22 protein-coding genes are annotated in these 26,754 nt (G+C 67.2%); 19 read left to right on the forward strand and 3 right to left on the reverse strand.

Features of this window, described 5'->3' with window-relative positions; all coding sequences use genetic code 11:
- The first annotated feature begins 57 nt into the window (after window positions 1-57).
- Window positions 58-1,638, forward strand: a complete 1,581-nt coding sequence (locus ACH82I_RS13225) for an acyltransferase family protein (RefSeq protein WP_413333236.1) — start codon at window positions 58-60, stop codon at window positions 1,636-1,638.
- 57 nt (window positions 1,639-1,695) lie between these two features.
- On the opposite strand, the gene ACH82I_RS13230 is transcribed toward ACH82I_RS13225, so the two are convergent.
- On the reverse strand, window positions 1,696-2,193 hold the full coding sequence (locus ACH82I_RS13230) for an SRPBCC domain-containing protein (RefSeq protein ID WP_413333238.1): 498 nt from the start codon (window positions 2,191-2,193) through the stop codon (window positions 1,696-1,698).
- The gene (locus tag ACH82I_RS13235; protein ID WP_413333240.1) at window positions 2,190-2,600 is read right to left on the reverse strand and encodes an ArsR/SmtB family transcription factor; all 411 of its coding nucleotides are present in this window, start codon (window positions 2,598-2,600) and stop codon (window positions 2,190-2,192) included. Before ACH82I_RS13235 ends, ACH82I_RS13230 begins: the two co-directional genes overlap by 4 nt.
- Window positions 2,601-3,097: 497 nt before the next feature.
- Here ACH82I_RS13235 and ACH82I_RS13240 point away from each other — a divergent pair, with 497 nt between their 5' ends.
- The 16 genes from ACH82I_RS13240 to ACH82I_RS13315 all read left to right on the forward strand — a co-directional run bounded on the left by ACH82I_RS13240 (window position 3,098) and on the right by ACH82I_RS13315 (window position 23,597).
- Window positions 3,098-4,738 carry an ABC transporter substrate-binding protein gene (locus ACH82I_RS13240; protein ID WP_413333242.1) on the forward strand — a complete coding sequence of 547 codons (1,641 nt, stop codon included), beginning with the start codon at window positions 3,098-3,100 and terminating at the stop codon, window positions 4,736-4,738.
- A 2-nt stretch (window positions 4,739-4,740) separates the two neighbouring features.
- Window positions 4,741-5,847, forward strand: coding sequence for an ABC transporter permease (locus ACH82I_RS13245; RefSeq protein WP_413333244.1), 1,107 nt, complete (start codon window positions 4,741-4,743; stop codon window positions 5,845-5,847).
- The gene (locus ACH82I_RS13250) at window positions 5,844-6,812 is read left to right on the forward strand and encodes an ABC transporter permease (RefSeq protein WP_230746068.1); all 969 of its coding nucleotides are present in this window, start codon (window positions 5,844-5,846) and stop codon (window positions 6,810-6,812) included. Before ACH82I_RS13245 ends, ACH82I_RS13250 begins: the two co-directional genes overlap by 4 nt.
- Window positions 6,809-8,644 carry a dipeptide ABC transporter ATP-binding protein gene (locus ACH82I_RS13255; protein ID WP_413333247.1) on the forward strand — a complete coding sequence of 612 codons (1,836 nt, stop codon included), beginning with the start codon at window positions 6,809-6,811 and terminating at the stop codon, window positions 8,642-8,644. The genes ACH82I_RS13250 and ACH82I_RS13255 overlap by 4 nt, the downstream gene beginning before the upstream one ends.
- The gene (locus tag ACH82I_RS13260; protein ID WP_413333249.1) at window positions 8,637-10,073 is read left to right on the forward strand and encodes an LLM class flavin-dependent oxidoreductase; all 1,437 of its coding nucleotides are present in this window, start codon (window positions 8,637-8,639) and stop codon (window positions 10,071-10,073) included. The genes ACH82I_RS13255 and ACH82I_RS13260 overlap by 8 nt, the downstream gene beginning before the upstream one ends.
- A gap of 1 nt (window position 10,074) precedes the next feature.
- Window positions 10,075-10,668: an NADPH-dependent FMN reductase gene (ssuE, locus tag ACH82I_RS13265; protein ID WP_230746063.1), complete on the forward strand. Its 594-nt coding sequence runs from the start codon at window positions 10,075-10,077 to the stop codon at window positions 10,666-10,668.
- Window positions 10,665-11,654, forward strand: coding sequence for an LLM class flavin-dependent oxidoreductase (locus ACH82I_RS13270; RefSeq protein WP_413333252.1), 990 nt, complete (start codon window positions 10,665-10,667; stop codon window positions 11,652-11,654). The genes ssuE and ACH82I_RS13270 overlap by 4 nt, the downstream gene beginning before the upstream one ends.
- A complete protein-coding gene (locus ACH82I_RS13275; protein WP_413333253.1) occupies window positions 11,647-13,683 on the forward strand; it encodes an FAD/NAD(P)-binding protein in 2,037 nt (678 codons plus the stop codon). The genes ACH82I_RS13270 and ACH82I_RS13275 overlap by 8 nt, the downstream gene beginning before the upstream one ends.
- 233 nt (window positions 13,684-13,916) lie before the next feature.
- Window positions 13,917-15,263: a trans-sulfuration enzyme family protein gene (locus ACH82I_RS13280; protein ID WP_413333255.1), complete on the forward strand. Its 1,347-nt coding sequence runs from the start codon at window positions 13,917-13,919 to the stop codon at window positions 15,261-15,263.
- 234 nt (window positions 15,264-15,497) lie between these two features.
- Window positions 15,498-17,690 carry a histidine kinase gene (locus ACH82I_RS13285; protein WP_413333257.1) on the forward strand — a complete coding sequence of 731 codons (2,193 nt, stop codon included), beginning with the start codon at window positions 15,498-15,500 and terminating at the stop codon, window positions 17,688-17,690.
- On the forward strand, window positions 17,678-18,322 hold the full coding sequence (locus tag ACH82I_RS13290) for a response regulator transcription factor (protein WP_413333259.1): 645 nt from the start codon (window positions 17,678-17,680) through the stop codon (window positions 18,320-18,322). Before ACH82I_RS13285 ends, ACH82I_RS13290 begins: the two co-directional genes overlap by 13 nt.
- 1 nt (window position 18,323) lies before the next feature.
- Window positions 18,324-19,280, forward strand: a complete 957-nt coding sequence (locus ACH82I_RS13295; protein WP_413333261.1) for a hypothetical protein — start codon at window positions 18,324-18,326, stop codon at window positions 19,278-19,280.
- A gap of 35 nt (window positions 19,281-19,315) precedes the next feature.
- The gene (locus ACH82I_RS13300) at window positions 19,316-20,089 is read left to right on the forward strand and encodes an SDR family oxidoreductase (RefSeq protein ID WP_413333263.1); all 774 of its coding nucleotides are present in this window, start codon (window positions 19,316-19,318) and stop codon (window positions 20,087-20,089) included.
- Window positions 20,071-20,670: a DUF421 domain-containing protein gene (locus tag ACH82I_RS13305; RefSeq protein WP_413333265.1), complete on the forward strand. Its 600-nt coding sequence runs from the start codon at window positions 20,071-20,073 to the stop codon at window positions 20,668-20,670. The genes ACH82I_RS13300 and ACH82I_RS13305 overlap by 19 nt, the downstream gene beginning before the upstream one ends.
- 171 nt (window positions 20,671-20,841) lie before the next feature.
- Window positions 20,842-22,290: an aromatic amino acid lyase gene (locus ACH82I_RS13310; RefSeq protein WP_413333267.1), complete on the forward strand. Its 1,449-nt coding sequence runs from the start codon at window positions 20,842-20,844 to the stop codon at window positions 22,288-22,290.
- A complete protein-coding gene (locus ACH82I_RS13315; RefSeq protein ID WP_230746045.1) occupies window positions 22,287-23,597 on the forward strand; it encodes an MFS transporter in 1,311 nt (436 codons plus the stop codon). Before ACH82I_RS13310 ends, ACH82I_RS13315 begins: the two co-directional genes overlap by 4 nt.
- 56 nt (window positions 23,598-23,653) lie before the next feature.
- Here ACH82I_RS13315 and ACH82I_RS13320 read toward each other — a convergent pair whose 3' ends face one another.
- Entirely contained in the window at window positions 23,654-24,550 is an 897-nt protein-coding gene (locus ACH82I_RS13320; RefSeq protein WP_413336766.1) for an amidohydrolase family protein, read from the reverse strand.
- 213 nt (window positions 24,551-24,763) lie between these two features.
- On the opposite strand from ACH82I_RS13320, the gene ACH82I_RS13325 reads away from it, so the two are divergent.
- Together ACH82I_RS13325 and ACH82I_RS13330 are read left to right on the forward strand one after the other, a co-directional pair.
- Complete coding sequence (locus ACH82I_RS13325; protein WP_413333269.1) at window positions 24,764-25,642, forward strand: DUF402 domain-containing protein; 879 nt, start codon at window positions 24,764-24,766, stop codon at window positions 25,640-25,642.
- Window positions 25,643-25,727: 85 nt separating this feature from the next.
- A complete protein-coding gene (locus ACH82I_RS13330) occupies window positions 25,728-26,750 on the forward strand; it encodes an NADP-dependent oxidoreductase (protein WP_413333271.1) in 1,023 nt (340 codons plus the stop codon).
- Window positions 26,751-26,754 lie beyond the last annotated feature (4 nt).

Raw genomic sequence — 26,754 nt, forward strand, 5'->3', positions numbered from 1 at the left:
GGACCCGACTCCTAACTTCAGGGAGTCGCACACCGCAGAACCTTTCAAGGAGACGTCATGTCCATCACCCTCAGCAGCCCGCCCGCGGCAGAGTCGCCTCGGGCCGCCACCTCCGCCGCAGCGCCGGACCCAACGCCCCGTCCCGGGTCGCACCGGGACCGAGCGATCGATCTCGTGCGGTTCGGCTGCCTCGTCGTGGTCGTCGTTCTCCACTCGATGATGAGCGGAGCGCAGCTCGGACCCGAAGGTACGGTGCTGCCGACCGTGGCACTGTCAGGGACGGTCGGATTCACCGTCGCCTCTTGGTTCTTCCAGGTCATGCCCCTGTTCTTCTTCATCGGCGGCTATGCCGCTCTCAACGGGTGGCGTCGCACCCAAGCCAAGGGAGGCGACTGGAGGGACTATCTGCGTTCCCGCCTGCGCCGCCTCGTCGTCCCGGTCACCGTGCTCATCGCGCTCGCCGGGCTCGGCCTGTCCGTGGCCTCCGAGTTCGGCGTCTCGCCCGAACTCCTCGCCGAGGCGAGCACGCGCATCGGTCAGCCGCTGTGGTTCCTCGCCGTCTACGTCGGTCTGACCTCCCTCGTGCCGCTGGCCGCACACTTCCATGCACGCGCGCCGAGGTTGACGATCGCCGTTCTCGCCGGTGCAGTCATCGCCGTCGATGGGCTGGTTGCGCTGACCGGGGTGAGCGGGTTCGGGTACCTCAACTTCCTGTTCGTGTGGCCGTTGATCCAGCAGTGCGGGTTCTTCTTCGCCGATGCCGTGAACCGGCCAGTGCGCACGGGTGCGGCCTGGACGGTGATGGTGTTCGCTCTGCTGGGACTCGGCGGCCTGGTGGCGTTTGGGGCCTACAGTCCGAACATGCTCGTCAACCTCAACCCGCCTACGGGTGCCCTGGTGCTGCTGGGGCTGGCGCAGATGAGTGCGCTGCGGCTGGGGCATGCCTGGCTGAACGGCCTGGTCGAGGGCGGAGAGTCAGGTTCCGACGGTGCGATCGAAATGCGGGCGCGGGCCTGGGACCGGGTCATCTCCTGGGGCAACAGCTACGGTATCCACGTCTATCTGTGGCATATGCCGGTCGTCATCATTCTCATCGGCGGACTCGGCTCTGTCGCGAACTTGCTCTCAGGTGTCCCCCTCTGGGAGGGTGCGAACCTCGGTGATGTGGTGCTTCCCGCGATCGAATCGCCACTGTGGTGGGCGTCCCGCCTGCCGTGGCTGATCGTCGTGATGGCTCTCTCTGCCCTGCTGGCGGTGGGAATGTCGAAGGTCCCGTTCCTCGGCGAAGAGAAGCTGGCGCGATTCGGCGCAGCGGTCGAACGGGAAGTGCGCGGGATGCGCGGGACCAACGCCGAGGCGGATCTGCGCGGTTCGGTCGCCGAGGCGGACGGCAGCAGCGGAGGCGGCACCGACGCTTTCGCCGACGCCGATGCCGGCACAGCCACCGGCCCGCGCCGAGCTGCCGCCGCGGTCGGACTGGCGATGGCCGGAATCGCAATCGCCCTGCTCATCGGCATCGCCCCGCTGATCTGGACCATCGTCTCGGTTGCATTGCTCGCGGCGTCGCTGGTGCTCGCGGCCGGACTGAAGAGAAGCCCGCTCAGCCCAGCCCGGGTCAGCTCAGTTCAGCACGGCTGAGCCCGGATCAGCTCAGCCCGGATCAACTCAGCCCAGATCAACTCAGCCCAGATCAGCTCAGTCCCGCTCGACGAGCCGAGCCAGCTGATCGGTGACGGTGCCCCAGCCGTCGAAGAAGCCGAGCTCTTCGTGCCGGGCGCGCTCTTCGGGGCTGCCATGTCGGACGATCGCCTGGTAGTGGGTTCCGTCTTCGTGGTCGGCGAGGATGATCTCGGTCGTCATGGCCACCGGATCGGGGAAGGACGGATGCCAGGAGCTGCTGACCGCATTCGTGAAGACGAGGCGACTGTTCTCCTCGACGACGAGGAAGACGGCATCGACATGGGGCGAGTAGTTCGCGCCGTCTTCGCTCATCCGGGTGACGAAGGCACCGCCGGGAGAGAGCTCAATAGCTTCGGCGCGCAGGGTCAGCGGTGCCGGAATCCACCACTGGACGAGCTTGTCCGGATCGGTCCAGGCGGACCAGATGTCCTCCTTCGGGACGGCGATCACCCGCTCGATCCTGAGATCGAGGTTCGGGTCGATGTGACGGGTGCGTGCGGAATGTGCGGTCATGATTCTTCCTCTGTGTCAGTGATGCGTGTGGAGCCGGTCGGGTCGACGGCTCCGTCGGTGTCTGTGGTGTCTTCGACCGGCTGCTGTCCTCCGGTGACGAACTGTTCGAGGCGATCCGTGCCGGTTTCCCAGATGCGTCTCTGCTCCTCAAGCCAACCGTCGAGCAGTCGCAGTCGATCCTGGTTGAGCACGCAGGTGCGGACCCGACCGGTCTTCCTCGTCCGGATCAGGCCGCACGCTTCCAAGGTGCGGACGTGCTTCATAAACGAAGGAAGCGAGATCGAAAGCGGCTGCGCCAGCTCGCCGACGCTCGCCGGACCTCGCCCCAAGCGGGTGACCACCGTTCGCCGTGTGGGGTCCGCAAGAGCCGTGAACATGGCATCGAGCTGATCCGAATACTTAACCATAAAGCTAAGTATTACACCGGGGCGCGAATATGACAACAGGTGACAATAATTCGAAGAGAAGATTGTTGAGCAATACGGTTCGCTGGTACTGTGATTCTCGTCAGCATGATCCAGAGTTCCCGACAGTAGAGGGCGCGATGAACGCATATAAGAACTCCCAGACCTGGGCACTGGCCTCACGCTTCGAGGCCCTTGATTGTTCTATGCGTATGGCGATGAGCCGCCCCATGGAAGCCAATTGAGCTTCGCCTGATCTCCGCCGCGCGGCACGCTCCGGCTCTGACTTCGGACTGATTGCCGAGGATCGACGCGTGACTCGCTTCGACCATATGTGTTGAGCAATCTGCTCCGTTCGGTCCGGAATCGACAGGGATTTCCGGTAGCGCCGGCTCATCGCAGGCGCCCCGCTCCACCGCAGCCCGGCCACATCATTGCAGACCGGCCGCACCACAGCAGTTCACCACACACCCTTCTTCACTTCTCACCACAGGACGACCATGCCCCCTTTCAGCACACCCACGTTCGCCACAGGCTCCTCCCATACCCGCCGCAGCACCACCGCGACCCTGCTGTCCGTGATCGCCGCCGGCTCACTCCTGCTATCCGGCTGCGCGGGTTCGGCGCAGGCCGAGGGCGAGTCCGACGCGAAGCCGCAGTCCGGCGGCACCCTCAAGGTCGCCTACGACGTCGACCCGCAGTGCATCGACGGACAGCAGCAGGGCACGAACGTCACCCTCAACGTCACCCGGCAGATCACCGACTCACTCACCGACCAGGACCCCGAGACCGGCGAGATCGTCCCCTGGCTCGCCGAATCCTGGGACGTGGACAAGGATTCGAAGACCTTCACCTTCCACCTCCGCGACGGAGTGACCTTCCAGGACGGCTCCGACTTCACTTCCGAATCGGTGAAAGAGAACTTCGAAGCCATCGAGGACCTGGGCGCGAAGTCCTCGCTCGGCCAGACCTACCTCGACGGACTCGAATCCATCACAACCCCGGACGAGCGCACTGTCACCTTCACCTTCGCAGATCCCAACGTCCAGTTCCTCCAGGCCACCTCGACGATGACCCTGGGCTTCTACTCCTCGGACACCCTGCAGAAGACCCCCGAAGAGCGCTGCACCGGTGACATCGTCGGCACGGGACCCTTCAGCCTCGAATCCTTCGAGCACAACAAGGGCATCAAGCTCAGCCGCTTCGACGACTACGATTGGGCCTCCTCCCTGGCCAAGCACGACGGCGCGGCCTACCTCGACGGCATCGACATCTCGATCGTGCCTGAGGCCTCGGTCCGCAACGGTTCGCTCATCTCCGGCCAGATCGACGTCGACACCTCGGTGCAGTCCCAGGACGAGAAGACCCTCGACGCACAGGGGCTCGGCATCGTCTCGCGCCCCAATCCGGGCGTCGTCTACAACCTCGTGCCCAAGGAGACCGGCGACATCGCCTCCGACAAGGCCGTGCGACAGGCCCTGGTCAAGGGCATCGACCGACCGCAGCTGCAAAGCGTGCTCTCCGACCATCAGGCCCCGGCCACCTCGGTGCTGGCGAAGTCGACCGCCCAGTACGAGGACCTCAGCGATCTGCTCGCCTACGATCCCGACGGCGCGAAGAAGCTGCTCGAGGACGCGGGCTGGAAAGCCGGCGTCGACGGGATCAGGGAGAAGGACGGGACCAAGCTGAGCACCACCCTGACCTACTGGCAGGATGCTCCCTTCCTCGAACTCGTCCAGCAGCAGCTGCGCGAGATCGGCTTCGACCTGCAGCTGGACAAGAAGACCCTCGCCGAGGTCACCGCGAAGCAGGCCGAAGGCCAGGAGGAGTTCACCTTCGGCAACCTGACCAGGACCGACGCGGATGTGGTGCGCAACTACTTCGGCGCCGAGGAGCAGAATTCGAACTCCCGCAAGCCCGGCAAGATCGACGAGGCCTTGGCCAAGACGACGTCGGAGCAGAACGCCGATCAGCGCACGAAGGACTTCACCGAGGCCGTCAAGCTCATCATCGACGAGGGCTACTCGATCCCCATCGTCGAACTCTCCGGAGTCGTGGGCACCGGCGAGAACGTCCGCGACTTCGCCTACGAGGCGTCCTCGCGCTACCAGCTCCACGACACCTGGCTGGACGGTGAGTGACGATGAGTCTGCGCTACCTCGTCTCCCGCCTCGGCCAGGGACTCATCGTCCTGTGGATCGCGTTCACCCTCAGCTTCGTCCTCCTCTACTGGCTGCCCGGCGATCCGGTCGTGACCATGCTCGGTGCCGGGGGAGAGCTGCAGAACATCGACCCCGCCGAGGTGGATCGCCTCCGCGCCGACTTCCACCTCGACCAGCCCCTGGCCGTCCAGTACCTCTACGCCCTGTTCGGGCTGCTCCGGCTCGACTTCGGCACCTCGATCCAGACCGGGACCCCCGTCACCGAGGCGATCGCCGCCTCCCTGCCCTCGACGATCGCCCTGGCCGCCCTCGCCCTGGCAATCGCCCTGGTGGCAGGCGTGGTCATCGCCGTGACCGCGACCCTGACCCGTCGGTCATGGCTGCGTGACACCCTAGCCGCGCTGCCCGGACTGGGCGTGGCGCTGCCGACCTTCTGGGTCGGGCTGATGCTGCTGCAGGTCTTCTCGTTCCGGTTCCCGCTCTTCCCCGCGGTCGGCACGGGCACCCCCGCGGCGATCGTGCTGCCGGCGGTGACGCTGGCGATCTCGCTCTCGGCGATCATCGCGCAGGTCCTCTTCCGGTCGTTGCAGAACGCCTGGGTCCAGCCCTTCGTCACCACCTACACGGCCTCCGGTTATTCGCGGCTGCGCCTCCTGCTGCGCCAGGCTCTGCCGGTGGCCGTGCTGCCGGCGCTGACGATGAGCGGAGTCCTCTTCGGCCAAGCCCTGGCCGGGTCCGTCGTCGTCGAGAACGTGTTCTCCCGACAGGGACTCGGTCGCCTCGCACAGACCGCGGTGACCAGCCAGGACATCCCGCTCGTGCAGGGCATCGTGCTCTTCGCCGCGGCCGTGTTCGTCCTCGTCAACCTCGCCACCGACCTCATCTACCCGATCCTCGATCCGCGTCTGGGAGCCGCGAACAGGAGGAGCGCGGGCACCGATGGTGCGAACCTCGCCGAGGCGGACGCCCAGGGTGAGGGGAACGCCCCTGCCGATGCTGACGCCACCCCTGGATCGGACGCCACCGGATCGGGCAGCACCGAGTCGTCCGCCACTGGCCGCACCGACCTGGAAGGCAGCCGCGCATGAGCCTCGCATTCGAACTCCAGAAGAACTCACACGCACAGGCCGAGCTCACCGCCGCCTCGGCGGACGAACACCTCGACGGCAGCGGGATCACCAGCACCGATGCGACGCCGGGCACACCGGGTGCCGCACCCTCGAATCCGAGAGTTCGCCGTGGCCTGCGCATCGGCAGGCTCGGCATCGTCGAGATCATCGCCCTGATCGTCCTCGGGCTCGCGGTCCTCGCGGCCTTCTGGCCGAGCCTGCTCACCGGGGTCGACCCGCTCACGGGCGACCCGGCGAACCGGCTCCTGCCACCGAGCCTCGAGCACATCTTCGGCACCGACCACCTGGGCCGTGACCTCTACGCCCGCACCGTCCACGGCTCCGCGCAGACACTCTCGGCGAGTCTGGCAGCCGTGCTCATCGGCGTTGTCTCCGGTGTGCTCGTCGGTCTCATCTCCGGTTTCTTCACCGGCGTCGTCGATGCGATCTTCATGCGCATCATCGACGTCCTCCAGGCCGTACCTGGACTGCTGCTGTCCATGGCCGTGATCACCGCGCTCGGCTTCGGCACCCTCAATGTGGCCCTGGCCGTCGGTGTCGCAGCGATCCCGTCCTTCGCCCGACTCACCCGTGCCGAGGTGATCCGGTGGCGCGCGAGCGAATTCGTCCGGGCCGCTCGGGCCGATGGACTGAGCACCCCCAGCGTGCTCGCCCGTCACATCCTGCCCCAGGTCAGAGGCTCGATCGGAGCACTCGTGGCGCTCGAGTTCGGCTCGGCCGTGCTCTCGGTCTCGGCGCTGAGCTTCCTCGGCTTCGGGGCCCCGCCGCCGCAGCCCGAATGGGGCCTCCTCGTCTCCGAGGGACGGGACTTCCTCGCCGCCGCGTGGTGGATGACGACCTTCCCCGGACTCGTCGTCGCCGCCGTCGTGCTCGCCGCCAACCGCCTGGCCCACGTGCTCAACTCAGAGAAGGAATTCCGATGACGCTGACCGATTTCCTCGCCTGGCCCGCCTCCGGCGCCGGCACAGAAGATCTCCAGGACGCCGAGGCGGCTCAGGCCGAATCGTCGAAGGCTCAGACTGCCCCACCCGAACCGGACCCGCCCACACCCACTCCGGTCCTCGAGGTCTCCGGGCTTCACGTGACCTACCCGGGAGCCCCCGGTCCGGCGATCGCCGATGTCAGCCTGTCGCTGGCCCCCGGCGGGACCGTCGCGATCGTCGGCGAATCCGGTTCCGGCAAATCGACGACGGCCGCAGCCCTGACCGGACTCCTGCCTGCCGGATCCGCGGTGCACGCGGACACGCACAGCCACCTCGGCGAGGATCTCCTCGGCGCCAAACCCGCCACCTGGCAGCGGATCCTGGGCACGGGCATCGCCTATGTGCCGCAGGATGCAGGGGCCGGGCTCAACCCAGTGCGCCGCATCTCCTCGTCCCTGGCCGAGACGCTCACGGTCAACGGTTACGTTCGCGGGCAGATCCCGGGCAGGATCGCCGAGGTGCTCTCCGCCGTCGGCCTGGACGCCGAAGTGCACGGTTCCCGCTATCCGCATGAACTCTCCGGCGGGCAGCGCCAGCGCGTGCTCATCGCCAATGCGATCGCCGCGGATCCGGCGCTGATCATCGCCGACGAACCCACCTCGGCGCTCGACGCCACCGTGCAGAAGCAGGTCCTCGACGTGCTCAGCGAGCTCGTCGAGAAGTCCTCGGCCGGCCTCATCCTCGTCACCCACGACTTGGGAGTCGCGAAGGAACGCGCCGCGGACCTCATCGTCATGCAGCGCGGACGCATCGTCGAAGCCGGCCGCACCGAGGCGATCCTCGCCGCCCCGAACCGCGCATACACGCAGGCCCTGCTCGCCGCCGCCCCGCACCTGGGGTGGGGACGGCTGCAGCCGAGCCATGACAGCGACGCAGGTGCGGACGGCGACACAGGTCCGGACATCGACGCCAGTGCGGACACCGACACCGACGCGGACACCAACGACTCCGGCGCGCACGACGACAGCTCCGGCGCCGAGGTGGTGCTGCAGGCCGCAGGCATCGTCCGAGATTTCGGCGGGGAACGACCGGCCGTGAACGACCTCGACGTTCAACTGCGGGCCGGTCGGACCGTCGGCATCGTCGGCGAATCCGGTTCGGGGAAGACGACGAGCGCGAGGATCCTCCTCGGCGCCGACCGCCCCGATTCCGGGACCATCGAACTCGGTGGCCAGGCGCTCGAGAGCATCGGGCGCAAGGAACTGGGACGCCGGATCCGCTACGTCCACCAGGACTCGACCGCCGCGCTCAATCCGAAGTACACGGTGGAGAGGATCCTCGCCGAACCTCTGCGCGGGCACCGGATCGGCACCAAGGCCGAGCGTCCCGCCCGGATCCGCGAACTCCTCGACTCCGTCGCCCTCGATGAGAGCCTGCTGCGGCGGACTCCGCGGGAGCTCTCCGGAGGCCAGCGGCAGAGGCTGGCGATCGCCCGGGCGCTCGCCGTCGAACCCGAAGTCCTCATCCTCGACGAACCGGTCTCCGCCCTCGACGTGCAGGTCCAGGCCCAGATCCTCCAGCTGCTCGTCGACCTCCAGGCCGAACATGGGCTCGGCTACCTCTTCATCTCCCACGATCTGGCCGTCATCGAACAGATCGCCGATGAGGTCCTCGTGATGAAGGACGGCGTCGTCGTCGAATCCGGGCCGACCACCCTGGTGCTGCGCGAGAGCCGACACCCCTACACCCGGACCCTGCTCGACGCGGTGCCCTGCTTCGAGACGAGCACCCAGACATCTACCGCCACCCCGATTGGAGCTCATCATGCTTGAACAGCCTCTGCTGCCCAGCGGAACACCGCTGCGCCAGGTCCACCTCGCCGCCCACTTCCCGGGGGTGAACAACACGACAGTGTGGTCGGATCCCGCCTCGGGCAGCCACATCGAATTCGACTCCTTCGCCCACCTGGCACGGACCGCCGAGGCCGGACTCTTCGACTTCTTCTTCCTCGCCGAAGGCCTGCGGCTGCGCGAACACCAGGGGCAGATCTTCGACCTCGACGTCGTCGGCCGTCCCAACACCACCGCCGTGCTCTCCGCTCTGGCATCGGTGACGAACCACATCGGCCTGGCCGGGACCCTGAGTGCGACCTTCAACGAACCCTTCGACATCGCCCGCCGGCTCGCCTCGATCGATCTGCTCTCCTCGGGTCGGGCCGCCTGGAACGTGGTGACGACCTCGAACGCCTTCACCGGCGCGAACTTCCGCCGCGGCGGCTTCCTCGACTACGCCGATCGCTACCACCGCGCCGAAGACTTCATCGATGTCGCCCGCGAACTCTGGGACTCAGCCGGCCGGGACAGGCAGTTGTCCCACCGCAGCGATTTCTTCGACATCTCCGGCCGCTTCGATCTGCCCGAGCTGCCCAGCGGCCACCCGGTGATCTTCCAAGCCGGTGACTCCGACTCGGGACGCGACTTCGCCACCGGATCGGCCGATGTCATCTTCACCCGCCACGCCGACCCGGAGTCGGGTCGGAAGTTCTACGCCGACGTGAAGTCCCGGCTGGCTCGCTACGGTCGGGCCGAGGACGATCTCAAGATCTTCCCCGGCATCTCCGTCATCCTCGGCGACACTCCGGCAGAGGCCGAGGAGCGCTCCCGCGAGGTCGCTTTCCAGCAGAACAGCGAGGCCGGAGCGATCGCGTTCCTCGAACGCGTCTGGGATCGCGACCTCTCGGGCTTCGACCCGAACGGTCCGCTGCCCGATGTGCCCCCGGCCGGGGAATCGATCTCCCAGGGCCGCGTCAAACACGTCAAGGACGCCGAGGCCACGATCGCCGAATGGCGTGCCCTGGCCGAGGCCGAGAATCTCACCGCTCGGGAACTCGTCGTCCGGGTCTCGGCCCGGCACTCCTTCGTGGGCACCCCCACCCAGGTGGCCCACGACCTCGCCGATGCGGTGGCGACGAAGGCCGCCGACGGCTACATCCTCGTCCCCCACCTGACCCCCGGCGGACTCGACGACTTCGTCGCCAAGGTCGTCCCCGAACTCCAGGAGCTCGGCGTCTACCGCACCGAATACCCGGGTGAGAACCTGCGCGAGAACCTCGGACTGCCGGCCGCCAGAACCGCCGTCGACTGGACCGCCGCCCGCCACCGCGCACGCGGCACCGAGCCCGGCACCACCTCGGCGAGCGAGTCCGCGACCGCCACCACCACCGACCACCGCCGCATCACCGAACTCAAGGAGGTGGGCTGATATGTCCCGCGTCGTCCTCATCTCATCCAGCCCGACCGAGGGCTCGAAGACCGAAGCGCTGCTCGAGTTCATCGCTCGTCGGCTGGGCCAATACGGCCACCGCACGGAGTTCCTCAAGCTGCGACACCTCCCCGCCGAAGCTCTGCTGCGCGCCCAGACCTCGAACGAGCTCATCAGCGCCGCTCGGGCCACAGTGGAGGGCGCGGATGCCGTGGTCGTCGGTTCGCCCGTGTACAAGGCCAGCTACACCGGGCTGCTCAAGGTCTTCATCGACCTGCTGCCGATGGACGTGCTGCGCGGCATGCCCGTCCTCCCGGTCCTCACCGGCGGGTCCCCGGCGCATGTCCTCGCCCTCGACTTCGGGCTCAAACCGCTGCTCGCGACGCTGGGCGCCAGTTCCATCGGGCGCGGACGCTTCGTCATCTCCAAGCACATCCTGCCCGCCACCGAGGCGACCCCGCCGGCCATCGATGAATCCGTCGAACGCGATGTCGTCGATGCGATCGACCAGTTCGACTCGGAGCTGAAGGCCAAGGAGCGCTCCTGCTCCCACGCCGAGGCCGGCTTCACTGCGATCGAGAGGAACGCTTCATGAGCTTCATCATCGGCACCACCATCAGCCCCGATCCGCGCACCGGACTGGCGACCGCGAAGACCGTCGACGGTCACATCGACTTCGCGCTCGTCCCCGATGATTTCCGCGGAATCGACGCCCTCGAGTTCTCATCCTGGCTCGGCCCGCTGACGAAGGAGCTCGGCCTCATCCCCGAGGTCAGGGTCACTCATGCCGAGCCTTTCCATATCGCCACCGCCTCGGCGACGCTCGACTACACGGCCCGCACCCGGGCGGGACTGGCGATCGGGATTTCGACCACCGACGCCGAGGCGGCCCTGTTCGGTCGCCGTGCCGCCGCCGATGCAGTCCCGGCCTGGACGGAATCGGCGCAGGTCATCGACGTCGTTCGCCGGCTCTGGGACTCCTGGGACGATGATGCGATCATCCGCGATCAGGCGACTGACCGCTACATCGACCGGGATCGTCTCCACACCGTCGACGCGCAGCTGCAGGACTCGGTCGGCACGGACTACTCCGTGCTCGGCCCCTCGATCACTCCACGGCCGCCGCAGGGCCATCCGCCGATCGTGGTGAGGGCGGACGGTGACAATGCGGGGGCCGTGGAGGCTGCCGATATCGTGCTCGTCGACGACGCGGGACAGGCGAAGTCCGGCCGGCCTCCGCGCCTCGAAGACCTCCGGGTCCGCCTCGGCGATGAGGTTCCGATCCTCGCCCGACTCGACGCGCCCCAAGGCAACACCGAGGTGTCCGGCACGACGGCGCGCGCCCTCGAACTGCAGTCACGGGGAGCCTCCGGGATCCTGTTCGCGGCACCGGCGGAGAGCCAGATCGAATTCGGGATCCGGCTCGTCAGCGAGATCGTGCCGGCGCTGATCTCGGCCGGACTGCGCACCCAGACTGCCGGACTGGGCACCCAGTCGGCCGCCTCGGGCACCGACTCGACCACCGACCTGCGCGGACGACTGGGACTGCCCGTCGCCCGGAGCCTCTTCGCCCATGCCTGATCTGCCGCCCGCCACCCACGCCGACCTCGTGTTCATCGGCGCCGGACCGAAGGCCACGGGGATCCTCCTCGCGCTCGCGGCCACCGAAGGCGCCGGGGACGGGCTGCGCATCCACCTCATCGACCCTTACCCGGCCGGTGCCGGACGGATCTGGCGGACCGCGCAGTCGCCGCACCTGTGGATGAACTCCCGCACCGAGGACATCACGATCTTCCCCGACGCCGATGCGAGCCTCGGCCGCTCTCCGATCACCGGCCCGACCCTGCACGAGTGGATCCACGATGAGGGCCGCGAGCGTCTCCACGCAGCCGGACTGGGGGAGGAGGCCGAACGTCTCGATTCCCAGTCCTTCGCGTCCCGCCGAGTCCATGGCCACTACCTCGAGTGGGCCTTCGACACCGCGCTCGAGCGTCTCGCCGCCGATGTCCGGATCCACCGCACCCTCGCCGAGGCGGTCGTTCGTCTGCCCGCCGGGCGCGGTTTCCGGGTGGTGACTTCGGAAGGGGAGGCGATCGAGGCGGAGGTCGTGGTCTCCGCTCAGGGGCATCTCGACATGGACCCCCTCGACTCGGACCTCGACCTCGAGAGGGCGGCGAGCACAGGACTGTACTATCAGCGTCCCGGCTTCACCGCCGACCTCGACTTCAGCGCGATCCCGCCCGGTGCCGATGTCCTCACCCGCGGGTTCGGGCTCGCCTTCATCGACCTCATGGTGATGGTCACGCAGGGGCGTGGGGGAGAGTTCTTCGAATGCGAGGATCGTCTGCGCTATCACGCCTCGGGACGCGAACCCGTGCTGTGGGTGGGGTCCTCTCGCGGGGTCTCGTACAGTCCGAAGCTCGGCTATTCGCGAGCCGATCTGCCCGGGGCGCCCGGGGTGGAACTGAGATACCTCGCCGCGGAGCAGCTGAAGGAGAGTGCCGTGCACGCGGGTGACGGCACGATCGACTTCCGCACGGTCATCGGCCCTCTGGCCGAACTCGAACTCACCTACGCCCATTACGACCATGTGCTGTGGAAGCGAAACCTCAAGGGGCGCGGGTCCGGGGGAGGTGATCCCGTGCTCGAGCAGATCGACGCGGTGGCCGCCGGCATCCTCACCGACCCCGATTCGGGTGATCGGCAGTTGAAGGCCGGTCGCGTGCGGATCGCCGCCGCCGCGGCCGGTCTCCTCGATGATCCGGCCGACCTCTTCGATCTCGGCGCCATCGACAGGCCACTCGACGACCTTCGGTGTGACCACCTCGGTGCGGGTGAGGACGCGGTGCGCAGCTACATCGAGGACCATCTCGAACGCAGTGCGGACATCGACCATTCCGCGGATCTCGCGGTCTTCGAAGCCCTCGTCAAGACCTATGTGGCGATCCGACTGCTCGTACGTTCGGGACGGGGCGGGCCGGAGGATCGGACCGCGTTCGTCGAAGGCAGCTTCCACTCGTTGTTCTCTTACATCGGCAGCGGACCGCCGCCGATCAGGGTCCGCCAGATCCTCGCCCTGCACGAGGCGGGACTGGTCCGGTTCCTCGGTCCCGGGCTGCGCGTCGACGCCACTGAGCAGGGGTTCCGGGCCACCTCGAGCGCGCATCCGGACTCGAGGATCTTCACCTACCTCGTCGAGGCCCGCCTGGCCAAGCAGAGTGCCGCACGCGCGGTGGATCCGGCCCTGGCCTCCCTCGCACACGCCGGAGCGATCCTGCTCGAAGGCGCAGGCGAAGGCGACAGCGAGGTCGCAGGCGAAGGCGCCGGGAGCGGTACCGGGAGCCGTGCGAGCGAAGCTGCGAAGCACGCGAAGCTGCGCACCGATGCCCACGGCCATGCCCTCGACGAGGCGGGGCGTGCGCAGCCGGATCTGTTCCTCCTCGGGCCGGCCGTATCCGGGGCGACCGCCGAAGCCTTCACCCGTCCCCACACGGATGCTCCGGTGTTCAAGGACAACGAGAGGATCGCCTCGGCGTTGTTGGATTCCCTGGCTGCAGCGGCGAGAACCGGGGCGGGCACACGTGATCGGGAGCAGCTGCTCGCCGGATGATCGCCCCTGTGACCCGCTTCCGATGACGAAAGATGACGTTTCATGTCTCGAACATGACGGACGGTGACACTCGGGGTCATCCGGGAGCGGTGCGAGAGCGCAGGCAGATCAGACTGGTGGAACTTCGGCCACAGTGACGAACCGTCACAGGCCGGTCGGAGGTCACCAGTGAAGGAAGGATCCGCCGTGAACATCAGCTCTCGCGCGCATAACCGGGAGCGGGGGTGCCGTCGATGACTGCCACCGACTCGCACACTGCCCCCGCCGGAATCTCGACCCGATCGGTGCATTCGGGAGCCATGCCCGAATCCCACACCGGTTCGGTCGTCGCCCCGATCTTCCAGACCTCGACCTTCATGATGGACACCCCCGGAGAGACTCGCGCGGGCTTCGACTACGCGCGCACCGGCACACCGAACCGCAGCGACCTCGAAGATGTGCTCTGCGAATTGGAGAACGCCTCCTTCGCCGCTGCCGTGAACTCGGGCACCTCGGCCGAAGTCGGTGTGTTCTCCGCCCTGCTCGGCCCCGGCGACGAGATCATCATTCCCCGCGACATCTACGGCGGGACTTATCGGCTGCTCGTCAACGAGTACGTGCGCTGGGGAGTGACCGTCCGCACCGTCGACCTCACCGACACCGAGGCGCTGGCGGCGGCGATCAACGACAAGACCGCGATCGTGTGGGTCGAGACCCCGAGCAACCCGGGCCTCGACATCGTCGACATCGAAGCCACCGCGAAGCTCGCCCACCAGGCGAATGCGATCCTCGCCGTCGACTCCACCTTCGGCACCCCGTGCCTGCAGCGGCCCATCGACCTCGGCGCCGACGTGGTCATCCACTCGACGACGAAGTTCATCAACGGCCACTCCGATGTCATCGGCGGGGCCGTGCTCGCAGGCGACGGCACGAGCTGTGCCAAGGCCGCCGAGGCGGTCGAACGGCTCGACAGCTACCTCGCCTCCGTCGGGCTGGGGATCTCCCCGTTCGACGCCTGGCTGACCCGGCGCGGCATCAAGACCCTGCCGGTGCGCATGAAGGCGCACTGCGAGAACGCGCAGGCCGTGGCCGAATGGCTCGAAGGCCGCGAAGAGATCGCCGAGGTGCATTACCCGGGACTGCCCTCGCACCCCGGCCACGAGGTGGCGAAGCGGCAGATGAGCGGCTTCGGGGGAGTGGTGTCCCTGCGCACCGACACCGAGGCCAGGGCGCTCGCGCTGGTGCAGAACACGAAGCTCATCACACTCGCCGAATCACTCGGCGGGGTCGAATCGCTCATCGACCACCCAGCCACGATGACGCATCTGGCTGTCGCGGACTGCGAACTCAGCGTCTCCGGTGCCTTCGTCCGCCTGTCGGTCGGCATCGAGGACATCGACGACATCCTCGCCGACCTCGACCAGGCGCTCGCCGCGACAGCGAGCGTCGAGGGCGCGGACCGCGCGGTTGCTGCCGTTGGTGACCGCGCGGACGCTTCCGCCACCGCGGACCGCGCTAATGCCGCCGAAGCCGGCGACGTCACGGACGCAGCTGCCAGGCACGCCGCCGACGCGGGCGCCCACGCGGCCGTTCCCGTCTGATCGGCCCCCACACGCATCGAGAGTGACACAACCTACGGGAGCAACGGTAGGACGTGTCACTCTCGATGCGTGATGCGTTCACACAATCCGTGATCTCGCGATGCACAGCCGGCGCCACGAGTGATGTGCGCCGTTGGGAGTGTGGGGGCGCTCACCGGGTGTGGGGAAAACCCGAGCCGGGGTCGGAGGTCTTCGTGCTGTTGGGGCCGCCGCGACTCCCGTAGCGTAGCTGCTATGAGTGAGAACACCCCCGAGAACCCGCCGGATGAGGAGCCCCAGGGCACCGGTCCGCAGGAGTTTCAGACCCATGGCGAGAGCGCCGAACTCGCTGACACAACGGTCCCCGAACAGAGCGAGAAATCGATCAGCGCCGAGGCGATCGTCAGCGCCCCGCCGACCACCGAGATCAACGAGACGGTGAAGGTCGATGAGACTGAGTCGGCCGCAGGCGAAGAAACTGGTCCGGCCACAGGGAAAGAGACTTCGGCCACAGGCGAAGAGATTTCGACCGCAGGCGAACAAGCTGAGCCTGTCGGAGCCGAAGAGACCACGCCGGCCCGAGTCGACGACAAGCGAGTGATGGGCTCGGCGGCACCGGCGACCGAAGCCGGCCAGTTCCGCACCAAGCCGATGGACCTCGAAGTCCCGTTCTCCGGCAACGGCGGAGTCGACCCCACTCGTGAGTATCCTCGCACCGGCACTCAGCCGGGTCGGCCTCCGGAGGCCCCGACTGTCCCGGCGGGCCAGCAGCCGACCCGACAGTACCCGCAGAATGCTCAGTATCCGCAGAACGCCGGAGCTCACGCCCCGCAATCGGCCCCGCAGCCGGCTCGTCCCCACCGCGGCCCTGCTCAGCACCCTCAACACCCCCAGCGTCCTCAGCAGCTCCAGCACCCTCAAGCACCCCAGATGCCCCAGCAGCCCCCGCGTACCTACCCCGTGCCGGGCTCCGGTACCCCGAACCTCGCCGGACCGCCCCAGAACTTCGCCGGACCACCCCCGAACTTCGCGGGTCCCGGGCCCTACGCCGCACCCAACCCGGGAATGCCGATGGCACCGGGGCGGCCACCTCGGCGGAAGAAGCCGAAACCTGAGAACGTCAGCTACGGTCCGGTCACCGGCGCCATGCCGCTGAGCGACCAGGACGTCACGGAGATCCCCGCGGACGGACCGATCGAATGGCCGCGTCGCTCGACCGGGATCATCGGGGTCGCGAACCTCGTGCTCTCGGCGATCATGGCCGTCATCTGGGCGTGGATCCCGGTGGGCCTGCTGTTCACCGGCATCGGCGGCATCTTCGCCCTCGGACTCGGCGTGCTCGCGCTCGTCGTCTGGGTCATCGTCCAGCAGGGCGCGAACGTCTTCGAGCGTTACCGCGCCGAACTCATCTACGGCGATCGGATCCCCGTGCCGAAGATCGAGAGCAGTATGCGCCCGGCCGGCTTCGGCCGCTTCCTCCACAACCGCTGGCTGCACGTGAAGTCCGGGGCCTTCTGGCGCTCCACCGCCCACCACTACGTCAAGATGCTCCTCGGAGCGATCGTCGTCTTCGGCACCCTGGCCGGCATCTGCGGGGCGATCCTCGGCATCTTCGGGGCCATCAACCCGCAGGGCATCAACACCTTCTTCCTCGGCGATCCCGCCCAGGGAGTCGGGCGCATCGGCATCGCGATCGGTTCGCTCATCGTCCTGGCCAGCTCCCTGGCGATCCTGTGGTTCGCGCCGTTCCTCGACCGGGCACTCGACCGCAGCCTCCTCCCGCCGGCCCGCACCGCGGCCCTGCAGGCCGAGGTGACCGAGCTCGATCGGGCCCGCATGGCGGGAATCGAGGCGGCCGGCGCGGAACGTCTGCGGATCGAACGGGATCTCCACGACGGCGCCCAGCCCCGCCTCGTCGCTCTGACCATGACCTTGGGCATGGCGAAGTCGAAGATCGACAACGACCCCGAGCGCGCCAAGGAGCTCGTCTCCGAGGCCCACGCCGAGGCGAAGGGCATCGTCAACGAACTCCGTCAGCTGGCGCGCGGCATCCACCCCGCAGTCCTCACCGACCGGGGCCTCGACGCCGCGGTCTCGGCCCTGGCCGGCCGGTCCCCGATCCCCGTCGAGGTCGATGTTCGGCTCGAAGGCAGAATCGCCCGGGAGGCCGAGGCCGTCGCATACTTCGTCGTCGCCGAATGCCTGACGAACATCACCAAGCACTCCGGTGCCACGCATGCCCGGGTCTTCATCGCCCCGATCGACTCCGGTGTGCAGATCGTCATCACCGACAACGGACACGGCGGGGCCCACATCGACCGCTCAGGTCGTCACACCGGCATCGCCGGTCTGGTCGACCGGGTCGAAGCCGCTCGTGGGACACTGAATCTGACCAGCCCCGCAGGTGGGCCGACTACTGTAGTTGTGGAGGTGCCATGCGCATCGTAATTGCTGAGGACTCTGCCGTTCTGCGGGCCGGACTCGAAAGGCTCCTTGCCGACGCCGGCCACGAGGTGATCGCCGCCGTTCCGGATGCGAGCGAACTGCTCGCCACCGTCAACACCACCCCGCCGGACCTCGCCGTCATCGACGTGCGCATGCCGCCGACTTTCACCGATGAGGGCATTCGCGCCGCCGTGCTCATCCGCAAGCAGAACCCGGACGTCAAGGTCCTCGTGTTCAGCCAGTACGTCGAGGAGCAGTACGCCTCCGAACTCATCGCGGAGAACACCGGCGGGTTCGGCTACCTGCTCAAGGACCGCGTCGCTGATGTCGAGGACTTCCTCGCCGCCGTCGACGAAGTCGCCTCGGGCGGTACGGTCCTCGACCCCGAGGTGGTCTCCCAGATCCTCGTCCGCACCCGCAAGAAGGACGGGCTCTCGACCCTGAGCCCCCGTGAACTCGAGGTCCTCCAGCTCATGGCCGAAGGCAAGTCGAACGCCGCGATCGCCGGCACCCTCTACCTCAGCGCCGGGGCCGTGGAGAAGCACATCAGCTCGGTCTTCACGAAGTTCGGCCTCACCCACGACACCTCGGAGAACCGCAGGGTTCTCGCCGTCCTCACATTCCTCGGAGCATAGAATGCCTGTCACCGTCCGCGTCAGCGAATCCACCCGCGTCAGCCTCCGGACGATCATCGTCATCGCCGCCGCCGTCCTCCTCCTCGTCCCGATCGCATTCAGCGTTGCCCATGGGGCCTCCCGCCTCAACTACGGCAAGACCGAACTGAGCGAACCGCTGCCGAGTTCGCTGAAGGACCTCAAGCTCGCCCTCGACACCAGTGCCTCCGTCGAGGTGCGGACCTCTGAGACCGCCGACCCGTCGGTGAGGCTCACCGCGACCGGTCCTCGTGATCGGTCACCCGCTCTCGACATCAGCACCGACCGAGATTCGTCCGTGGTCTCCGTCGCCGATGGGGAGAAGTTCGAGAACACGAAGCTCGTCGTCACCCTGCCGGCTGCGACCGCGAAGGAGATGAAGCTCGACCTCGAGGGCGGCTACGGCACGTTCGACCTCTCGGGCGACTACCGCGAGATCGTTGCGAAGACCGACGGGGCCGCCGTCGACATCGACGGCTCGGCCGAGCGCCTGCAGACCTCCACCGACTACGGCACCACCTCGTTGCAGGGTTCCTTCGGGACCATCGAAGCGAAGACCGGTGTCGGCACACTCGACGGAACGGACCTCAGCGTCAGCGACCATGTCGACGCCGTGACCTCGACGGGCACGATCGATCTCGACTTCTCCAATGACGCGGTCCCCGAATCGGGCATTGTCGCCAAGACCGAGGAAGGGACCATCGACCTGCAGATCCCCCGCTTGGAGCTGGCCCAGGAGAACATGGCCGCCGAGGGATCCGATTCGGCCAAGGACTTCTTCTATCGCATCAATGCGAACTCCTCGGCGGGGGAGGTGGACCTGTCCTCGGAGCTGGAGAAGTATGATGCCTCCAAGGGCGACAAGGACGCCGAGGGGAAGACGAGCATCCCGATCACGGTCAGTGCCGAGTCCGGTGCGATCACCATCGGCCAGAACTGAGCCCCGGCCACGCCGTCGAATCGTTGGGACGAGATATGCAGATCACCGTGTACGGAGCCACCGGCACCTTCGGCCGACGACTCACCGAACAGCTGCGCGACAAGGGGCACTCGGTCATCGCTTCCCACCGCGGAGTCGGCGTCGACACCTATCGCGGTGAGGGGGTCACCGAGGCGGCCGAAGGCAGCGACGTCCTCGTCGACTGCGTCAATGACATGACGAACAATCGGCACAAAGCCCTCGACTTCTTCTCCCGCAGCTCCCGGTCGATCGCAATGGCCGCCGCCGAGAACCCGGGTGCGGCGGTGGCATGTCTGTCGATCGCGTTCAGGCCCGAGGTCGCCCGCTCCTCCATCCTCGGGTACTACCAGGGCAAAGCCATGCAGGAGCGGGTCTATCAGCGGCTCGTCCCGTCCGATCAGCTCCTCATGTTCCGCTCGGCGCAGTGGTTCGAACTCGTCGAGACGATGACCACGCGGATCGGTCCGGTGGCCATGGTGCCGAAGATGCGGGTCCGTGCGCTCGCCGCCGAGGAGGCCTCACGCATGATGGCCGAGGCCATCGACGCAGGTGAGCGCGGCACCATCGAGGCGGCCGGTCCGGAGATCAGCGACTTCCCGACGATCGCGAAGAAGATCGCCGCCTCGGCGTCCTCCCGTTCTGCGCAGTCCTCCCGTTCTGCCCAGTCCTCCGGGGCGACGACGATCGTGCCCATTCCCCTGCCCGGGCCGCTGTCCGGTGAGGGTCTCATCCCGGAATCGCCGAGGTTGTCGGAGATCACCGTCGACGAATGGCTGCGGATGCGCTGAGCAGCCAGGGCGTATCATCCATTCCGGAGGTGCACATGGAGTGGAACTGGCTGGAATTCGGTCTTGACGGCGTCGACGCGATCAGGATCGTCGCGTCCTGCATCATCTTCTACGGCGGGATCATCCTTCTCCTGCGGGTCCTCGGCCAGCGCACCCTGGCCAGTCTCTCGAGCTTCGACCTCGCCGCCATCCTCGCGATCGGGGCGATCATCGGTCGCTCGATCCTCGGCGACACCCCGACCCTGGCCGCCGGAGTCCTCGCGCTTGCGACTCTGCTGCTGCTTCAGGCGCTGACCGGACTCGGCAGACGCTTCGGCGTGATCCGCGGTCTCGTCAACTCCCCGGCCATCGTTCTCATGGCCGGGTCCGAGATGCTCGCCGACAACCTCGCCCATGCCCACGTCGACCCCGACGAGGTACTGACCAAGCTGCGCACCGCAGGGGTCCGCCACCTCGGCGAGGTGGCCTGTGTGATCCTCGAACCGACCGGCCAGATCAGCGTCATCCGCCGCGGAGCCCCGATCGACGACGTGCTTCTGGCAGGGGTCGTCGGAGCCGAGCGCGTGCCCCGGGAGGGGTGAAGGCGGGACCCGGTGACGGGCGGTGCGCGCAGCTGCCCGGAAAAATCCGACATGTCGGACGAATTTGTCGTCCGGCGGATGTCCGCGTCTTGACCGCGTCCACTAGCGTCTTCTCAGAATGAGCAAGTGCCCCTTGCCCATCCGGGACTGCACCGATCCGGAAGGAAGACGATGACGTCGAACACACACCTGACAATTGAGGCTCTTGCGCATATCGTCCGAGGCGGCGGCCATCCGGTCCTCGCCGACACGACAGCGATGACACAATCCCACGACTTCGCCGTCGACGCTGTGTCCACGCTTCCCGTCTACGGTCGCTCCACAGGCGTGGGCGCGAACAAGTCGATCGAACTGGCCGAGAGCAACTCGATCGACCAGGACCTGAGGCTGCTGCGCAGCCATGCGGTCGGCGCCGGCGAATTGGTCGACGACGACACGGTGCGTGCGGCGCTGGTGATTCGTGCGAACCAGTTGGCCCGCGGCGGTGCGGGCATCTCGGCCGACGTCGTCACCGCCCTGGACGAACTCCTCAGCGACAACGCCCGACCCGCCATCCACGAGGTGGGCTCATTGGGCACCGGCGACCTGTCCCAGATGGCCGAGCTTGCTCTGACCCTCATCGGGGAACTCCCAACACAGGACGGCGGAACCCGAACCTACTGGACACCGCACGGCGGGGACGCCCTGCCGTTCATCTCCAGCAGCGCCTTCACCGTGGCAAAAGCCGCCCGTGCCGTGGCCGAGATCGACGACTACCTCGACCACAGTGTGAGAGTCGCAGTCGCGTCGATGCGGGTGACCGGCGCGAACCTCGAGCCCTTTGCGACTGCGGTGCAGAACGCCCGACCCGAACCCGGAGGGCACGAGGCTGCGGCTCGCCTCCTCGCCGCCATCGGTCCCCGCTCGTGGGAGGCCAAGCGACTGCAGGATTCCTTCGGTTTCCGCGCGCTCACCCCGGTGCTCGCGGCTCTGCTCACGGCCCGATCCCGCTTGGCCGCGGCGATCGAGGTCGAAATGAATGCGAGCCCGGAGAACCCTCTCGTCGACGTGGACTCCGCGTGGATCTATCACAACGGCAACTTCCACACTCAGCAGCTGATGATGGATCTCGAGGCCGCCGGACTCGCGCTCTTCGGCGCGGCGCAGCTCTCCTTCGACCGGACCATGCGTCTGTCCGAGCCCGAGATCACCGGACTCGATCCCTTCCTCTCCGACTCCGAGCCGGGCAGCAGCGGAATCATGATGGTCGAATACGTCACCGCCTCGGCGCTGAACGAACTGCGCATCCAGGCACAGCCCGCCTCGCTGGCGAACGTCACCGTCTCCCGCGGAACCGAGGATCACGCACCGTTCACCGCCCAGGCCGCCCGGCAGCTGCTCAAAGGCCTCGAGCAGGCCAGACGGATACTCGCCGTCGAACTCCTCGGCGCCGCCCGCGGACTCGACATGATCGGAACCGAGGACGACAGCACAGCTTCGGCGCCCTATCTCGACTACATCGCCGCCGCGCCCCTGAACCACATCCGCGCCGACCGACCACTGACGGACGACATCGCTGCACTCGAACGGTTCGTCCACACGAACCTCGGGGCCCTCCCACTGAAGGACATGAACCGATGACCACCACACCTCAACCACAGGCCATCGACGATGTGCCCTTCGGCCGATTCCACGCGCGCATCACCGCCATGACATTCGGTGCCAACTTCTCTGACGGCTATGCGCTCGGAATCATCGGCGCACTGCTCCCGGTGCTCGGGACGCAATGGGATCTGGGCGGCGTCGAATCCGGTCTGCTCGGTGCTTCGGCGCTCATCGGACTCTTCTTCGGCAGCGTCATCCTCGGCCGGGTGAGCGACCGGATCGGCCGACAGAAGGTCTACGTTCTCAATTTCCTGCTCATTGCCGTCGCTTCGGCGCTCCAACTGTGGGCACCCGAGTTCTGGAGCCTGTTCGTCCTTCGCCTGCTCATCGGCTTCGGGCTGGGAGCCGACTACGCCGTCGGTCCCACTCTGCTCTCGGAATTCGCGCCGAGGCGGCACCGCGGAATGATGCTCGCATCGCTGACGGTGATGTGGACGGTCGGCTATGTGGCCGCCAATGTGCTCGGCGTCTACCTGGTTGGGGACGGCGATTCCTGGCGCTGGCTCCTCGCCTCGGGTGCGATCCCCGCGCTCATCGTGCTCATTGTTCGCATCGGCGCCCCCGAATCCCCGGCTTGGCTCATCAGTAAGGGCCGGGTGGACGAGGCGAAGACGATCGTCAAGAAGTACATCGGGATCGACATCACCCCGGATCAGTTCCCCGCCGAATCCTCGGAGGAGATCAGCGCCACCGATTTCAAGGAGCTCTTCGGCCCGCGGATGCGGAGATACACCTGGTTCGGAGTGATCTTCTACAGCGCTCTCGTGCTGCCGTACTTCGCGATCTACACCTTTGTGCCGACGATCTTCACCAGCCTCGAGGTCAAAGACGAGGACCTCCAGTACCTCATCCTCAACCTGTTCCTGCTCGCGGGCGGGATCGCCGGCCTGTGGCTCGTGCAGAAGTTCCGCCGGCGTCCCGCAACGTTCTGGTCCTTCGTCGTCCTCACAGTCTCACTCGTTCTCCTCGGAGTGTTCTCAGGAGCGAACCTCATCCTGCTGATGATTCCCTTTGCGATCTACACGTTCGTCATGTCGGCGGCGTCCAACCTCACCCAGGTCTACCCGCCCGAGCTGTTCCCCACGAGCCTGCGTGCCTCCGGCGTCGGCCTGCTCAACGGACTCAGCCGCATCGCCTCGGCGGTGGGGACCTTCATCCTTCCGATCATGCTCGAAGGCTGGGGGATCGCGGTGTCGATGTACGTCCTCGCCGCTGTCCTCGCCGTCGGCGCGATCTTCACATGGCTGTGGGCGCCGGAGACCGCGAAGAACCACATCGTCTGAGGACCGCGGCTCCGGTCGAATTCGCAGAGTGCTCCGGCGGGATCACCGCAGGTTGTTCAGCCGGCGCTCTCCAATCCGAGCAGGCGTGCGCCATTGCGCCACAGCACCGAGCGCATCCACTCATCTCCCAGACCCAGCCCGGCCAGTCCGGCGATCTGATCGGCGTACTGGTAGGGGATGTTGGGGAAGTCGGAGCCGAGGATGATCTTGTCGGACAGTCCCGCCAGGCGTTCGCGGTAGGCGAGGTCCACCTCGGCGGGGGAGGAGAAGAACCCGGAGACGTACATGGTTGTGTCGAGGTACACCCCGCTGTGGTTCTCGGCGAGTTCGGCGAATTCATCGTATTCGGGCATGCCCATGTGGGCGATGACGAAGTTGAGGGCGGGGAAGCGCTCGAGCACATTCGCCACCGCGCCCGGCCCGGTGTAGGTGCCGGGCAGGGGCTCGGATCCGGCATGGATGACGATGGGCACCTGCGCCTCGGCGAGTGCTTTCCAAGCCGGGTCGAGGACCCGGTCGTCGGGCGAGAAGTTCCCGACCTGGACGTGCATCTTGAACAGTTTCGCCCCCGCGGCCAGAGCGGCGGGAACGTAGTCGGCGGACTCCGGCTCGGCATAGAGGGTGCCGCAGTGGATGACATCGTCGTGGGCGGCCGCGAATTCGGCATTCCACTCATTGAGCCAGGCTGCCATGCCCGGCTTGTGCGGGTATGTCAGCGCCGGAATCGCACGTATCCCCAGGTCACGGACGATCGACAGGCGCGTCTCGGTGTCGTAGCGGTAGTGGATCGGCCAGGCCCTGCCGTAGTTGGATTCGGCGTCGTCGAAGTAGGCCCACACCTTGTCGAGGACCTGCTGTGGCAGGAAGTGCACGTGGATGTCGGCGAGTCCGGGCAGTCCGAGCGCCTCGAGATAGGCGGGGATATCCGCATCGCTGCGCGGAGGCGCGGTCATCGTCGCCGGAACCGTCGCCGCGAGCGACTGCGCGGCCGTGTGCTCGTGCTCACGCCCGCTCGTCTGCGCGTCTGATCGCGCGCTCGTCGAAGAGTGCCCGGGAACTGCATCGTCGAAGTCATCCATGATCCCAGCCTAGGCCGAAGGCCGCCCGAGCATCGTAGCGAAACACGTCCTCAGCGGCCGCCCAAGCGTCCGTCATAGACTTCCCGCATGACGTTCACCGATCCGTTCGAGGTCACGGTCCCGTCCGGCACGCGCCCGATCGGCGAAGGACCGTTCTGGACACCGGGCACGGCCGTGAACTGGACCTTTCGACGCTTCGACTTCGACCGCGACCCCGTCGAGGTCGTCCGCCCGATGCAGGTGATCGAGGATTCGCCGGCCGGTGCTCTTCTGTGGATGCCCGGCGGCACCCCGACCGCGGAGGCCCGGATCATCGGCTGGGAGGACACCGATCCCCATGACGTTCCGCACGAGGTGCGGTTCCGTCCCCTCGCCGAGGCGCCCCGACGAGTCGCTGTGCCCGGCACCTGGCGCGGTCTCGGAGTCCTCAAGATCGTCCCGCCGGACGTTCCGTTCTCCGTCTGGGTGCTGCTCAAACCGGGGGAGAGCGAGCAGGTGCGCGCCGATTGGTACATCAATCTCGAGGCGACTCACCGCCGCACCGACGACACTCTGTTGACCAGCGATCACATCCTCGACATCATCTTTCCCAACGAAGCCGCGCCCAACGGAGCCGCGCCCCTGCACGCCGCCGACGGTCGTCTCGACCCGGGCGGCGCGAAGTTCAAGGACGAAGACGAACTGGCCTCAGCCGCCGAGAACGGGGCCTGGCCGCGTGCATGGTCCGAGACCATACGGGGCAACGGGACGGAACTGCTCGACCGCCTCGGCGAGTTCACCTGGGCCTTCGACCCGAAGTGGGAGGACCTGGCCCGCCGTCTGGCCAGCGGGGAGACCGCGAAGACGGGACGTCTGGGTCCTGCGGGACAACCGGATTCGGATTCATCTCACACGCAGGAACATTCTCAGCCGAAGCAGGAACATCGACGGGTCTCCGACGGTTGCTACGGCAAGGACTGGATCTGATCTCCACCCGAGCAGCGCCCCGCCGGTCGGGACCCTGCACCGAATGCCCACCCGGGCAGAATTGCGATGAAAGGAACACTCTCTCATGACGAGCAACCACAGAGTCCGCCTCAACTCCCGCCCGGTCGGTGCGCCGACGGCCGAGAACTACCTCATCGATGAGGTTCCGCTCGAGTCTCCCGGTGAGGGACAGGTGCTGCTGCGCACCCTCTATCTCTCCCTGGACCCGTACATGCGCGGTCGGATGTCGGATGCGAAGTCCTACGCCAAGCCCGTCGAGGTCGGCGACGTCATGGTCGGTGCCACGGTCTCCGAGGTCGTCGAGTCGAACTCGGACGACTACTCCGTCGGCGACATCGTGCTCGGCTACGGCGGATGGCAGGAGTACTCGGTCGAGAACACCGGTCACCTGCGCCGCATCGACCCGGAGCTCGCCCCGATCAGCACCCACCTCGGCGTGCTCGGCATGCCCGGGTTCACCGCCTATGCGGGACTGCTCGAGATCGGCCGTCCGCAGGAGGGCGAGACCGTCGCCGTCGCTGCGGCCACCGGCCCGGTCGGCTCGGTCGTCGGGCAGATCGCGAAGATCAAGGGCGCCCGGTCCGTCGGCATCGCCGGAGGCCCGGAGAAGGTCGCCCACCTGGAGGAGCTCGGCTTCGACGTGGCCCTCGACCACCGCTCGGGCAACCTCAAGTCCGAACTCGCCGAGGCGGTGCCGCAGGGAATCGACGTGTACTTCGAGAACGTCGGCGGTGAAGTCTTCAACGCCGTCCTGCCGCGCCTGAACACCTACGGTCGCGTTCCTGTCTGCGGACTCGTGGCCAATTACAACCTCACCGCTCTGCCCGAGGGACCCGACCGTTCGGGTGCTCTCATGGGCCAGATCCTGACGAAGTCGCTCAACGTCCGTGGCTTCATCCAGACCGAGTTCGCCGAACGGCTGACCGGCCAGTTCCTCACCGACATGAGCGGCTGGATCAACGAGGGCAAGATCCGCTACCGCGAGGACATCCGCCCGGGACTCGAGAACGCTCCCGAATACTTCAACGACCTTCTCACCGGCGGAAACTTCGGCAAGATGGTCGTCGCCGTGGGTGCGGAGAGCTGAGGAG

The organism is Brevibacterium sp. GP-SGM9 (assembly GCF_047300845.1).
In the GTDB taxonomy this organism is placed as follows: Bacteria; Actinomycetota; Actinomycetes; order Actinomycetales; family Brevibacteriaceae; genus Brevibacterium.

Bases quoted from the DNA above. Each gene is read 5' to 3' on its own strand.
- ACH82I_RS13280 (WP_413333255.1), top strand. From the start codon at position 13,917: ATGACTGCCACCGACTCGCACACTGCCCCCGCCGGAATCTCGACCCGA.
- ACH82I_RS13310 (WP_413333267.1), top strand. From the start codon at position 20,842: ATGACGTCGAACACACACCTGACAATTGAGGCTCTTGCGCATATCGTC.
- ACH82I_RS13275 (WP_413333253.1), top strand. From the start codon at position 11,647: ATGCCTGATCTGCCGCCCGCCACCCACGCCGACCTCGTGTTCATCGGC.
- ACH82I_RS13230 (WP_413333238.1), bottom strand. From the start codon at position 2,193: ATGACCGCACATTCCGCACGCACCCGTCACATCGACCCGAACCTCGAT.
- ACH82I_RS13300 (WP_413333263.1), top strand. From the start codon at position 19,316: ATGCAGATCACCGTGTACGGAGCCACCGGCACCTTCGGCCGACGACTC.
- ssuE (WP_230746063.1), top strand. From the start codon at position 10,075: ATGTCCCGCGTCGTCCTCATCTCATCCAGCCCGACCGAGGGCTCGAAG.
- ACH82I_RS13250 (WP_230746068.1), top strand. From the start codon at position 5,844: ATGAGCCTCGCATTCGAACTCCAGAAGAACTCACACGCACAGGCCGAG.
- ACH82I_RS13245 (WP_413333244.1), top strand. From the start codon at position 4,741: ATGAGTCTGCGCTACCTCGTCTCCCGCCTCGGCCAGGGACTCATCGTC.
- ACH82I_RS13285 (WP_413333257.1), top strand. From the start codon at position 15,498: ATGAGTGAGAACACCCCCGAGAACCCGCCGGATGAGGAGCCCCAGGGC.
- ACH82I_RS13295 (WP_413333261.1), top strand. From the start codon at position 18,324: ATGCCTGTCACCGTCCGCGTCAGCGAATCCACCCGCGTCAGCCTCCGG.
- ACH82I_RS13305 (WP_413333265.1), top strand. From the start codon at position 20,071: ATGGCTGCGGATGCGCTGAGCAGCCAGGGCGTATCATCCATTCCGGAG.
- ACH82I_RS13330 (WP_413333271.1), top strand. From the start codon at position 25,728: ATGACGAGCAACCACAGAGTCCGCCTCAACTCCCGCCCGGTCGGTGCG.
- ACH82I_RS13240 (WP_413333242.1), top strand. From the start codon at position 3,098: ATGCCCCCTTTCAGCACACCCACGTTCGCCACAGGCTCCTCCCATACC.
- ACH82I_RS13270 (WP_413333252.1), top strand. From the start codon at position 10,665: ATGAGCTTCATCATCGGCACCACCATCAGCCCCGATCCGCGCACCGGA.
- ACH82I_RS13255 (WP_413333247.1), top strand. From the start codon at position 6,809: ATGACGCTGACCGATTTCCTCGCCTGGCCCGCCTCCGGCGCCGGCACA.
- ACH82I_RS13320 (WP_413336766.1), bottom strand. From the start codon at position 24,550: ATGACCGCGCCTCCGCGCAGCGATGCGGATATCCCCGCCTATCTCGAG.
- ACH82I_RS13325 (WP_413333269.1), top strand. From the start codon at position 24,764: ATGACGTTCACCGATCCGTTCGAGGTCACGGTCCCGTCCGGCACGCGC.
- ACH82I_RS13225 (WP_413333236.1), top strand. From the start codon at position 58: ATGTCCATCACCCTCAGCAGCCCGCCCGCGGCAGAGTCGCCTCGGGCC.
- ACH82I_RS13235 (WP_413333240.1), bottom strand. From the start codon at position 2,600: ATGGTTAAGTATTCGGATCAGCTCGATGCCATGTTCACGGCTCTTGCG.
- ACH82I_RS13260 (WP_413333249.1), top strand. From the start codon at position 8,637: ATGCTTGAACAGCCTCTGCTGCCCAGCGGAACACCGCTGCGCCAGGTC.
- ACH82I_RS13315 (WP_230746045.1), top strand. From the start codon at position 22,287: ATGACCACCACACCTCAACCACAGGCCATCGACGATGTGCCCTTCGGC.
- ACH82I_RS13290 (WP_413333259.1), top strand. From the start codon at position 17,678: ATGCGCATCGTAATTGCTGAGGACTCTGCCGTTCTGCGGGCCGGACTC.